General features: G+C 40.5%; 6 protein-coding genes. All 6 read right to left on the bottom strand.

What is annotated here, in order from left to right; genetic code table 11:
- Positions 1-28: 28 nt before the first annotated feature.
- Positions 29-1342, bottom strand: coding sequence for an ATP-binding protein (locus ABJG98_RS08250; protein WP_348279024.1), 1314 nt, complete (start codon positions 1340-1342; stop codon positions 29-31).
- A 114-nt stretch (positions 1343-1456) separates the two neighbouring features.
- Positions 1457-3622 carry an OmpA family protein gene (locus ABJG98_RS08245; protein ID WP_348279023.1) on the bottom strand — a complete coding sequence of 722 codons (2166 nt, stop codon included), beginning with the start codon at positions 3620-3622 and terminating at the stop codon, positions 1457-1459.
- A gap of 1 nt (position 3623) precedes the next feature.
- Complete coding sequence (locus tag ABJG98_RS08240; RefSeq protein ID WP_348279022.1) at positions 3624-4538, bottom strand: type IX secretion system membrane protein PorP/SprF; 915 nt, start codon at positions 4536-4538, stop codon at positions 3624-3626.
- Positions 4538-8560, bottom strand: a complete 4023-nt coding sequence (locus ABJG98_RS08235) for an Ig-like domain-containing protein (RefSeq protein WP_348279021.1) — start codon at positions 8558-8560, stop codon at positions 4538-4540. Before ABJG98_RS08235 ends, ABJG98_RS08240 begins: the two co-directional genes overlap by 1 nt.
- A 74-nt stretch (positions 8561-8634) precedes the next feature.
- Complete coding sequence (gene dnaE, locus ABJG98_RS08230) at positions 8635-11619, bottom strand: DNA polymerase III subunit alpha (protein WP_348279020.1); 2985 nt, start codon at positions 11617-11619, stop codon at positions 8635-8637.
- A gap of 13 nt (positions 11620-11632) precedes the next feature.
- The gene (gene dinB, locus ABJG98_RS08225) at positions 11633-12871 is read right to left on the bottom strand and encodes a DNA polymerase IV (protein ID WP_348279019.1); all 1239 of its coding nucleotides are present in this window, start codon (positions 12869-12871) and stop codon (positions 11633-11635) included.
- Positions 12872-12876: the final 5 nt, after the last annotated feature.

The following is a 12876-nucleotide window of genomic DNA, read 5'->3' as shown; positions in this document are numbered from 1 at the left end:
TCAGGGATGTTTGATGTTCTAATAATTTCTAAAAAACCGGCAGAGATACTCTGAAAGTAGATCCACTACCAGGATCTGATGTGGCCACAATGCTGCCTTTATGATCTGATACAATCTTAGAAGAAATCGCCAAGCCTAGACCTGTTCCTTCACCTGGTTTTTTTGTTGTGAAAAATGGATCAAAAATCTTATCGAGAACTTCCGGAGATATACCAATCCCATTATCATCAATTACGATGTGGACAAAGTTTTTATCTTTTTGCGTAGTAATCGCTAGGCTACCTAATGAAGGTATTGCGTGCATGGCATTTCCTAAGAGGTTGAGAAAAACCTGGTGAAGTTGTCCCGAGTTGCCCCTCACAAGTTTATGTTCGCAGTAGTTGATTTTAATTTCAATTCGCCCTTTTGATTTATGTTCAAGAATGTTGAGGCAATTATCAATGAGCTCCTGAATGTTACACTCTTGGTTGTGATCTTGCGACTGATGGCTAAAGTGACTTAGACTATTCACAATCTTGTTTAATCGCTTGAGTCCTTCATCCATTATTCGAAAGAATGTATCATTTTCATTCAGTGTGTCTTTGCTCATGTTTTGCTTCATGCTTTCCAGACTGCCTTGAATGAAGTTGAGTGGATTTTTTATTTCATGATTGATTCCAGCGCTCATTTGACCGAGAGAAGCCATTTTTTCCGAATTGACCAATTGGCTTTGCGTCTCTTGAAGTTCACTAAGAGTAGACTCCAACTTTCTCTTCTCTAAAAGAAGATTTTTGTGTGCATGGTCTTTATTTCGTACAACCATGATAAGCAAGATCCCAGTCACACATAGTGTAACTATAATATGTATTTGATCACTTAGCAGAGTTAACGATTCTGGTACTTCTATTCGATAAAACAAATGTCGAGGTACCAATACACAAAGTAGAATCATTAAAAGTGTGAAAGTGAAGGATATGACGAAGTGTTTCTTTTCCTGGCTGAAATCGAAAAAGAATACATATGCGAGAAGTATGGGAAAATATATGGTGAGTATTGCTTCTCCCAATGTGTATATATGATAAGTATAAAAAACACTGAATGAAGTTATGCCCATCAGTAATATTTTAGCTGCGCTGATCATGCCGTTGATGTTAAGTCCATATGCTATGAGGCATGCCAACATAAAGAATACGGTGGAAAGCATGGTGTGCATACTTTCAACATATATACCGTAGAAGGTGTAAAAAAGGAAAATAAAGGCCACAAACAGAGAAACACTGTTCATGATAACCACATGTTGTCTGGTCTCCAGTGATTGAGATTCACTAACTCCTTTTCGAATAAGATTTTTTATTGGATTCAATCGCTGGTGTGTGGTGATTTTATGTAGGCCTCAAGTTAGTATAGATTCCAATAAATATTATCAAATGATAATGTTTTTGGAGCGAATGATTACTGTAAAGAATACTTTAGATAACTAGTGAATGGAGTGATCCTGTACTTTGAGTTCTGCTCTTCGATTTTTGGAGTGATCATCTTCTTCACACTCTACGCCATTGCTGCACTTATTTAAAAGGAGCTCCTCACCAAAAGCAATGCCCTGGATTCTCCATTTCGGGATTCCTCTCGAGGTAAAGTACCTTATAAGTTTGTTTAGCCTGTTTTGGGACAATCGCTTGTTGTAACTTTCAGTTCCTCTTGCATCCGCATGAGCAGCGATATTGAGTATAGACTCAGGGAATCTCTTGAGTGTTCTGATTAACTGATTCAATTCATCATAGTGAGTTTCCTGAATTTCCGAAGCATTGAATTTGAAATATGTGATTGATTTATCAACAAACTCTTCTTCTAAAAGGATGTCATTAAGAAGGTCGCCACTGAAGATATTAGTGGTATTTATTGAAAATCCATTTGCAATAAATCCTTCATGATCAGCTGATATTTTGTACTTGGTACCTGGTGTAAGCGCAAATTCATAGACACCACTTTCATCCGTGATAATTGTTTCTACAACACCATTGTCAAGATCCTCTAAAGTGACTTTTACATCTGATATTAGCTGCTGAGTTTCATTACTATACAGTTTACCTTTTGCGTATAAATCATCTTCCCATAAGCTTAGCCTCAATGTATCGTAATTGATACGAGTATCAAGCGTGCTAAATTCTTCACTGTAAAGATCAGAATGACCTTGTTTTTTTATAGAAATTCTGAATTTTGAATCGTAGGGCACATTAATTGGGAAGCTCCCTACTGAATCTGTAGTAGAATTCCAATGACCTGAGCCATCGATTGAATTGATCGTGACAGCTGCATCTTTTATTGGTAAGCCTGATTGCTTGGTTATCACCTTGCCTACTCCGGCGTACATGATTGTTCTAAAACTATAAATATCATCTCTACCATGGCCGCCATACCTGTTAGAAGAAAAGAACCCTTTTCTGCCACTTTGATCCATGGTTAAGCTAAAGTCATCTGAGATGGAATTGACGGGCGATCCCATATTTTTTGGCTTTGCAAGCTTATTATTTTTAAAACTACTCATGAAGATATCTAACCCTCCAAATCCTCCAAGTCCAGTTGATGAAAAATAAAGAGTAGTATCGTTGAAAATAGTAGGAAATAGCTCATTACCAGTCGTGTTGATGGTAGGTCCAAGATTTTCAGGTGTACTCCAACTCCCGTCGTAATTATAGCTTATGTAAAGATCTGCACCCCCATAACCTCCTGGCATGTCTGATGAGAAAAACATGACGGTGCCATTCGTATTGAGGGCGGGGTGGCCTACAGAATATGATTCGCTATTGTGCTCAAATGCTGTTATGTCGATCCACCGGAGATGATTGGAACAATCAGCTAGAAAGATTTTTAGGTTTACACGACTTGTGCCTTTTGATTTTTTGGAATCTCTTAAATCATTTCTGGTAAAAGCCACATTTTTTTCCATGTTGAAAAAGGAAAGTGGCCCATCGTGGAAATACGGTTTCAAATCCTCATCATATGTCAATTGATTAACGATACCACTATCGATTGTGAAGTATCTGAGCATTCCCTCGCCTTCATTGGAAGCTGTCGCTGGCTGATGCTGAATGTACCTTTCGGTCTGTCTTGCAGATAAGAAAATCAATCCATCTCCAAGCTGCTGGAGAGAAAAATCTGACTGTTTAGAATTGTAATTGAAGTTTTCTATCTCATAGACAGAATCTCGTTGATAGTAGCTAATATTATTAAGAAAATGGAGTTTTGAAGCAACTTCTTCGTTGTGTTCGTAGGCGAGTATCCTTGCATACCATTCTTTAGCTAGATCTGCTTTGCCATTCCTCCGTAAAACTTCAGCATAAAGCAAATTCATCTCCATATCTGCTTCTGGATTAGAAACTAAGCTCCTCAACCAGACTTCTGAAGCATCAGTTTCGTTTAATTGAAGGTAACTTTTAGCGATCTTGAATTGCGAGTCGACATCTCCAGGCTTCTTTTCTAAAGATTTTTCAAAGAAGTGGATGGCATTTCTAAAGTCAAGCTGTTCATAAAATTCATTTGCAACCTGCCGATCTCCTCGCAGTAAATCAAGCGCACTCTTACCCTGACCGTATGATACGAAAGTTATTAATACATATGCGATGTAATGATAGAGCCGTGTCATTTTAAAAATATCTAGGACTTACAAGACGGTATTTAGTAAACTTGAATCTGAAGTTAATCAGTATTTCATGAGTCCCAACCCCAACTTCTCTCAGCTCTCCTTTTTCTAATGCGTATGAATAGCCAAACAACATTTGGTCTGATACCCTGAATTCTGTCAATAAATTAATTCCTGGAAATTTGTAAGAGGCACCAACCCACAATAGGTCATCCAGCTGAAAGCTGCCATTTAAATCAATTTCTGTCGCTTGCCCATCAAGTAGCTTGAAGAGAAAATTTGGTTTGAATTTAAGTAGTGGATTAATTGTAAACACATAACCACCATGTACTAGAAATGGAATGGATTGTTTTACTGTCGTAAAGTTATCGCCGCGATCAAAGACATTATTCATTAGATGAGGCATCCCCAGGCCTGCAAAATATTTTTCTGTTCGATAAAAAATTCCAAAACCTACGTTTGGACGGGTTTGTACAACGTTGGTATCAAAAAATGGATCATTTGGCTGAAAACTGTTGAGGTCTGCATAGTTTGCCTTGTAGTTGATCATTCCAAACTGTAATCCAAAAGATAAAGAGTGCAAACCATCTTCATCAAAGAAGATACGGTAAGCACCAACCCCATGGATCCCTGTTTGACTGATAACACCTATTTGATCTCGTATCAATAATGCACCTCCTGCTATACTCTTTATCCATAGTGGAGAATGAATCGAAAAAGTTTGAGTACTTGGAGCACCTTCCAACCCTATATTTTGAAATCGAGTAATAAATGAGGCGCTTAGAAGATTATGCGAACCTGCGTACGCAGGATTAATAGCTAATGGATTAAACATGTACTGCGCAAAACTTGCAGTTTGCTGAGCAAAAGACGTAATGCAGAAAGCAAATAAGAGTATGATGATTAGTTTGTTCTTCATCAATTTCTCACCCCTCTTAAGACGACAAATCCTCCGAAAGTTCCAGCTTCGCCTGCGGCTATGCGATAAAAATAGGTTCCTTCGGGAAGCGTCTTACTGCTATTTATGTTTGATCGACCTTTCCAAGCTCTATCTTCATTATTATAGCCATCAAGCTCGAAAACAAGATTGTTGTATCTATCATAGAGTCTTACACTATTGTTTGGATAAAAATCAATTCCTTCAATGTGCCAATAGTCATTGATACCATCACCATTAGGGGAGATGGTTTGATAAATAGTAAAGGGCTCGTCATCTACACGAATAATTAATAATCCTGTAGCTGTCAGAGTAGGTGATCCGGAATCTTCCAAAACATAAACCAAGGAATCTACTCCTCTAAATGTTACATCTGAAACATATGTAATGGTGCCGTTTGGGTCGAGCCTGACAGTTCCGCCTGTTGGCTCTTTCATAAGTGATGTTTGCAAGCTCAATTGATCATTGTCAATGTCCAAATCATTGGTGAGTACATTGACTGATCCTTGTACTTTTCTAATTACCAATAGCGTGTCCGTAACAGATGTGGGTGCATCGTTGACGTTTGCAAGACTGATTTCTATTTGAACTGTATTGCATTTCTGATCTACATTATCATCGCATGCTTCAACCTCATAAATAACGGTTCCCACATGATTTTCTTCAGGAGAATAGTTCAAACATAGTGCGCCATTTAGCTGCATAGATCCACCTCCTGATACAGCTGTTATATTAGTTGTAAGTGAAACAATATCTCCTTCGGGGTCTTCAGCAGTTATGCAGATGTCCATAGGAGTGTCTTCCTCGCCATCAATTTGAATAGCATTTGTTACCAAGCCATTTACAAGAAATACCGGAGGCTCATTCACGTCAAGTACGTTAATGTTAATAATTCCAGTATTGCACGTAGTAGGATCAGCAGTGTCACATATAGTTATCTCTACCTGATCCATTCCTAAAAACCCATCCGGCGGTGTGTAGTCAAAGCACATATCACCCGAAACTCCATCCACAATAATCGCACTGGCTGTTTGTGATGTTGCTGAAATAAATTGATGCGTGTCACCTTCTATATCTGTCGCCGTGACACACACTTGAGAGGTTGTTTTCTCTTCTACATCAATAGTGATGGCATCTAGAGATGGTGGATCATTGATGGGGATTATATTAATTGTAATCTGTACTTCGTCTTGCAATGGAGAAGCAGCGTCATCGGATACTATAACATTCCAAACTGAAGTATTATTATCATTTAGTGCTGGCGTATAGTTATAGCAAAACTCAGTTGCAACTTCAGACATTGAACCATTTCCAGAAATATTGGTGATAGATGCTGTAGAAACATTGTCTCCATCTACGTCTATTACTTCAAAACAAAAAACTTGTGCGGTATCTTCAACAATTTCAACCACCATTGTGCTTGACTCAATGCCATTTACAAGAATTATAGGACTGTCGTTTACGCTTAATACTGTAATAGCTACCGTGCTGGTAGCACAAATGGATGGGTCGTCAGCATCACATATAGTTACCTCAACATTATCCATTCCTACAAAACCATCTGGAGGAGTATAATTAAAACATAAATCTCCACCTGTTCCATCTTCTACCACACCACCGTTTATAGAAGATCCAGTAGTAAAAACATGATCATCCCCTTCAATATCAGTGATATCTGAAGGGTTGATACACACTGATGACGTAGTTCGCTCATTTACATTTGCAGTCGAAGCTGCTAAAACTGGAGGGTCGTTAACGGAAAGAATGTCAATGTCAATGTCAACAGGGTCATCACAATTACCAAGTGCGTCGCATACTGTTACAGAAATTATTTCCGACCCATCAAAGTCATCATCAGGTGAGTATTCTAAACATAAATCACTTGTAATACTTAAGTTTCCATTAACCTCCCCTGTAGCACTTATGATTGTAACTAAGTCTCCATCTGGATCATTCACATTTAAGCAAATGTTTACAATTCCATCTTCTATAACTGTTATAGAAATGGCGTCAACAACAGGAAAGCCATCATCATCTAAAACATCCGGTGGAAAATTGGTTGCTGAAGCAAATGTGATAAACTGATTTAGGAAATTGCTTGAAACATCGCCATCAGAGACGCTAAATTCCACCCTCCGTGTATTTAAGTTACTTGCTCCGGGAGGTGTATAATTGTAGCTGATGCTACTAATAGCAGTTCCATAGTCTGCAAGCGTAGCTGTTCCGGTTAGGCTTAGCACCCCAGTGGTTCCATTATAAGCACCTGTAATTCCTAGCTGGTCGGTGAAAATTAAATCATCTCCATCTACATAATTATTAGTTGCTGATTCCACAACCTTTACAGAAGCACTTTCCATATGAGTATCGTCAAAATCACTAATTGTGAATGTGGAATTCACAATAAAATCAGGCGGAGGCGCTGCAAATTCAGTAGAACTCGTGGTGCCGCTCAAGGTTGGAGCATCATTTTCTGCGGAAACATTGATATCTCGCGTGAAAGGCGCACTGTCTTCGGTATCATCATTAACGATAAATTCTATCGTCCGCGTTGATTCAATAGGATTTTCGCTACTATTGATATAACTCACGCTCTGTAAAGCTGTGTTGTAGTCGTTTATTGTAGCATCTCCGCTCAAAGTCAATACGCCAGTTCCTGCATTGTAACTCCCGGTAATCCCCAGTTGATCCATAAAAACCAATGCATCCTCTCCTGATTCAAATCCACTGATTATTGAGATTGTTGCGCTAGCAAAATCTAAATCTTCGCTATCGCTAGCGAGAACAGTTGGATCTATTGGAATTGCTCCATCATTTTCTTGGTAAGTCAAAGTAGTAGCGTTTCCACTAATGAGAGGAGTTGTGTTTAGAACTACTACAGCAAAACTAAGTTGCGAGCCAGTAACCCCAGAATCACAACTTCCTGTAATTTGTGCTATCGCAGTTACAGAATCCCCCTGAACAAGAGCAGCACCGAGTGCGATGGTCCAAATACTATCGGCATCAGTAATCGCAGTTTCGGTTCCAATGAGGTTATTACTCAAGTCAAAAATTTCGACGGTTAACTCAGCCGTTGGGGCTGCAGTTCCAGTAATTATTGCATCTCCTTCTTTGAGCGGTACTTCCATGGTTGGAGTAGGTGTTGCACCAGACAGGAACCCTTCACCACCAGCCATGAGACTACTAAATGGTACAGGACATTGATTTGATGACAGATCCTCAAATGCACATGAAATGCAGCCCGCATATTCGTCATCATCTACTCCTCCTATGTCTGAAAGACTTCCACCAAGAGCACATGTAGCGGAGATATTCGTCACTACAGCAAATTGCAATTCACTATCAACGGTAATTCCAAATTCAGCGGTTAAATCTCCGAATGGTACGTAGAAATCATAAAAGTAATCTTCATCTCCACAGCTTACTTCATCAGCTATTGAAAGCTGAAAATTGCTGGAAAGATCGTATTCTAAAACAGGCGTTGGACAGCCTGTGACGCCATCAATTTCATAAACGAGTATTCCTTGAGAGTTACTTTTGATGAGCGTGATATCAATTTCAAAACCAAGATTAGATTCATTGAAATTGTCATCATCAGTTCCAATGGCTCCATCTGTATCAATCAATATTGTGTATGCTTTCACAGCCGGATTTTCATCTGCAAGACGTAACCTAAAAATTAGGTTGTTATCAGCGTCCAAGACCGCATAAGCAGCTTGGCCATCTGGATCTACTGTAAGGTCAGTTGATCCGCAGTTTGGTCCTGCCTGGGTGTCATTAAGCACATCACCATCTCCAAAAATGGGCAGTGCAAACATTTGGAATTCAAACTCATCTAGGTAATAGCCATCATTGGAAAAACCAGAGTTGTCCAATGAGACGTACCCATCTCCATTCGGATCCATTACATCTGTGGATGCAGAAGTCACGATAAGACCTCTTTGGGCATTTGCGCTAACGGCGGATAGGGCTATGCAGATTGCTACTAATTGGCGGATATTAAGCATACTGGTTGAAAATAGCTATCTAAAAATAGCTATTTTTTAGCTACTGCCCATTTCTTTCATCGAAATAAGTTGGATTATCCTATAACCGATCGTACCATCTCCTTCGACTCATCTTCCAAATTCACGTAATTGATTTTTTCCATACGAACTACTTCTAAGCTGTAGAAATCAAATTCTTCTACCACTCTTCCAGTCAATTGGTAAACACCTCTGCCGCGAAAAGGATACTTAGCAGCCGAGGGAGGAAAGTGGACTGTGTCAATGAATTGTCCTTCACGATCAATGAAAGTACCAAAGCACATACGCTTTCCATTGGATGTGCCGGTATTTTTTACAGTCACCAGATAGCCCAGCATTTCTATTTGCCGATGCAAGTGATTACACAAGTCTTTTGAGAACACACCTGTACTAGCTGTTGCTACTAAGTCAAAAGGATTGCAAAGGGGAAAGCCTAGTAAGTCCATCTCGTCTAAAGCATCCTCTCGCTTGTCGTAATGAAGAGGAGGGAGCGTCCATTTCTTTATGGGCACTTTAAAAAGCCCACTCCTGGCTCTGCTTACACCTGCTCCCATGGAAAAATGAACCTGCCACAAGAGGTCTTTTTTTGACCCAAATACTCTCAGAGCTCCCACACGTATCAGCAGTTTGATCTGCTCCAATGAGATGCCTACTCGAGCAGTAAAATCGTCCAAATCAAGAAATTCGCCGTTTTTTTCACGTTCAGCAACAATCGCATCAATTGTAGTATAGTTCAGATCTTTTACCATGCCGAAACCGAGGTAGATGGTCTTTCCAAAAATCACTGTTAGTCCTTCGCTATGATTGACGCAGGGTGCTTTGATCTCCCCACCGTTCATGCGTGCTTCGTGTACATAAAATTCTGTGCGGTAGAAGCCGCCTCCATTGTTGATTACTGCCACCATGTATTCCAAAGGATAGTAGGTTTTCAAATACAGGGCCTGATAGCTTTCTACTGCATAGGAGGCTGAGTGACCTTTAGCAAAGGCATATCCGGCAAAACTTTCAATTTGGCGCCAGATGTCAGCGGATATTTCAAACGTATGGCCTAAGTCTTTGCAGTTTTGAAAGAATTTGTCTTTCACTTTTTGAAATTCATCTCTAGAGCGATACTTTCCAGACATTCCCCGCCGGAGCATGTCTGCTTCCCCGAGATCCAATTTGGCAAATAAGTGAGCTACCTTGATCACGTCCTCCTGATATACCATTACACCATATGTATCCGGCATGATATCCTGTAATACGGGGTGTGCATCCTTTCTTCGCTCAGGATGACGATACCTTAAAATGTACTCACGCATCATGCCTGATTTTGCTACCCCCGGCCGGATAATGGAGCTGGCAGCTACCAGCCCCAGGTATTCATTTACTTGTAGCTTTCGCATAAGCATCCGCATGGCAGGGGACTCAATGTAGAAGCAACCGATGGCATCTGCATTTTGTAGTTTGTAGTTCAGGTTAGGGTCATTTTTGAACGACTTGAAATTATGGATATCTACATCCGGATCGTTGGGGCAATTGCGCTTGATCACATCCAAAGAATCACGGATCTTTCCCAAGCCACGTTGACTGAGAATGTCAAACTTAAAAAGTCCGACATCTTCTGCGATGATCATGTCAAAATGCGTAACCGGATAGCCTTTCGGCGGGAGTGAGGTAGCGGTAAAATAATGAATGGGTTTGTCCGCAATGAGTACCCCTCCGGCATGGATGCTGAGATGACTGGGAAAGTTGGTAAGTCGTGCACCATACCTGCGGATGAGCTGACCGATTTGATCCAGATCTTTTTCCTCTGTTTGTCCTACTTTTTCGATTTCATGTGGAGGTAGCCCAAATACCTTACCCAACTCGCGAATGATTGCTCGATTTTGAAATGTACTGTAGGTTGCCAGAAGTGATACTTGCCCTTTGGCTCCAAACCGCTCGAAGATGTATCGCGTGATGTCATCCCGGTCTTTCCATGAAAAGTCAATGTCAAAGTCAGGAGGATTTTGGCGGAATAGGTTGATAAACCGCTCAAAATAGAGATCTAACTCAATGGGATCGACATCAGTGATTCGGAGGAGGTATGCGACCACACTGTTGGCTCCACTTCCTCTCCCTACATGGTAGTAGCCTTGCGAGCGTGCATATTCAAGGATGTCCCAGTTGATGAGAAAGTAGGATACAAACCCTTTTGACTTGATCATTTCGAGTTCCATATCCAGCCGATCAAATATCTTTTGATCTGGATGATCTCCATAGCGGTAAGCAAGTCCTTGATAACAGAGATCTGTAATCATCTGCATGTCTTCCTCTTCTGAAGAAGAATATACTTTCAGGTTTTGATGATTGACCGGATCATTGAACTGAAACTCAATGGAACATTGATCCAGTAGTTTCTTCGTGTTTACGATGATTTCCGGATAGTCTTTGTATGCTTCAAAAAGTTTCCCTACGGAATGCATGATATCATTTGGATGGCCTTCCTCCTCTTTAGGTAGCCTGCTCAGCAGCATGTTATTATCGATGCTACGTAGCAGTCTATGCATATTGAAATGGATTTTATTGTCTTTACCACCTCTGAATGAAACCGTCTGTAAGATCACGAGTTTGTCCAGATGGTTCTTCCATTTGGTCATCGAGAGCTTGATAATATCCTGTGGACGAATACCTAAGAATTCATTTTTGCGAAGCTTGATATTGAATGAAAAATGGAATGGATAGATGATATAAGCATGCTTAAATTTTGGGCCGCGATCAGGGAAGTCTTCTTTGTCGTGTAGATGCTTAGAAAGATATTCGTTGAGCTCCTGAAAACCTTGATTGTCTTTGGCAATTCCTATAAACTTTTGCTGTGCACCATTTCTAAAATCAATGCCCAAAATGGGACGGATATCGTATTCAACTGAGAGTCGAACAAAGTTCAGACTCCCTGCTGTAGAGTTGATGTCAGTGAGAACCATCTCTCTGATCCCACACTGTCGGGCGGTATTCAATAGCTGTTCCTCGGAGAGAGTGCCGTATTTGAAGCTGTAATATGTATGTGTGTTGAGGTACATATTATAAGGTAACTCACACTGTCTTTTTAGGGAACAGAGGAGAGTTAGGTTTCACTTTTGACACCCTCATATCACCTTTGAAAGGATTGAATGTGCGGATCGCATTCACTCCCATAGCTTTTGCTCGCACGATGGATCGATCACCATGCTTTTGCCGGAGCCAGTCCATCTCCTGATACAGGTTGATGATTTCACCCGAATCTTCAAACAAATTGATCTGATAGTTTCCATGCACCAGACTGCTAAATCTTACACCAACGAGTCTAACCAGCAGTCTTCTATCGTAGAGCTTTTCAAATAGCTCAATCACCCGAGGAATCAGCAGATGATCAGCAGATGTGTATGAAATGCGTATCTGTTGTGAAAACGTGTTGAAATCTGAATAACGAATCTTCACCGCTACACAAGCAGTCAACTTGCTTTCCTGTCGCAGTTGATACGCCAGGTGCTCAGTCATAGCCAAAATGATGTTTTTCAGCCGGGTGATGTCTGTCGTATCCTTGTTGAAGGTTTGTTCTGTAGAAATGGATTTTCGCTCAGAGTATGGTATGACGGGCGAATGATCTATTCCATTGGCCTTTTCCCACATGGCAGCTCCGTTTTTTCCGAAAATTTGCACCAACATATCTTTCGGCATCTCTTGTAGCGTATGCACTTTTCTTACACCTAATCCTCTCAATGTCTGTTGAGTTTTACTTCCAATCATGGGGATTTTCTTTACGGACAAGGGAGCGAGAAAGGACTTTTCTGAGCCGGATTGAACCCATATCTTATTGTTTGGCTTAGCTTCTCCCGTGGCTACTTTAGATACAGTTTTATTGATGGATAAGCCAAAAGAAATAGGAAGATGTGTTTCCTTGATCACTTTTTCTCTTAGCTCAGAAGCCATTTTGTAACAACCGAAGAAACGATCCATTCCGGTCAAATCTGCATAAAACTCATCGATAGATGTTTTTTCGAAAACAGGGACACATTCTCGTATTATCTCGGATACTTCCATGGAAAACTTCGTGTAATCCGTGTGACTTCCTTTGATTACAATGGCCTCTGGACATAGCTGAACCGCTAGTCGCATGGGCATAGCGGAGTGAATACCAAATTTTCGTGCTTCATAACTACATGCTGCCACTACACCACGATCACTTGATCCACCAATCAGGATCGGCTTGCCTATCAATTGCCTATCCCGCAATCGCTCTACAGACACAAAAAAGGTGTCTAAATCCAAGTGCAAAATGAAGGAATTGATCATGATTC

The organism is Ekhidna sp. (assembly GCF_039960695.1).
In the GTDB taxonomy this organism is placed as follows: domain Bacteria; phylum Bacteroidota; class Bacteroidia; order Cytophagales; family Cyclobacteriaceae; genus Ekhidna.
This window is presented reverse-complemented; position numbering and strand designations above follow the sequence as displayed.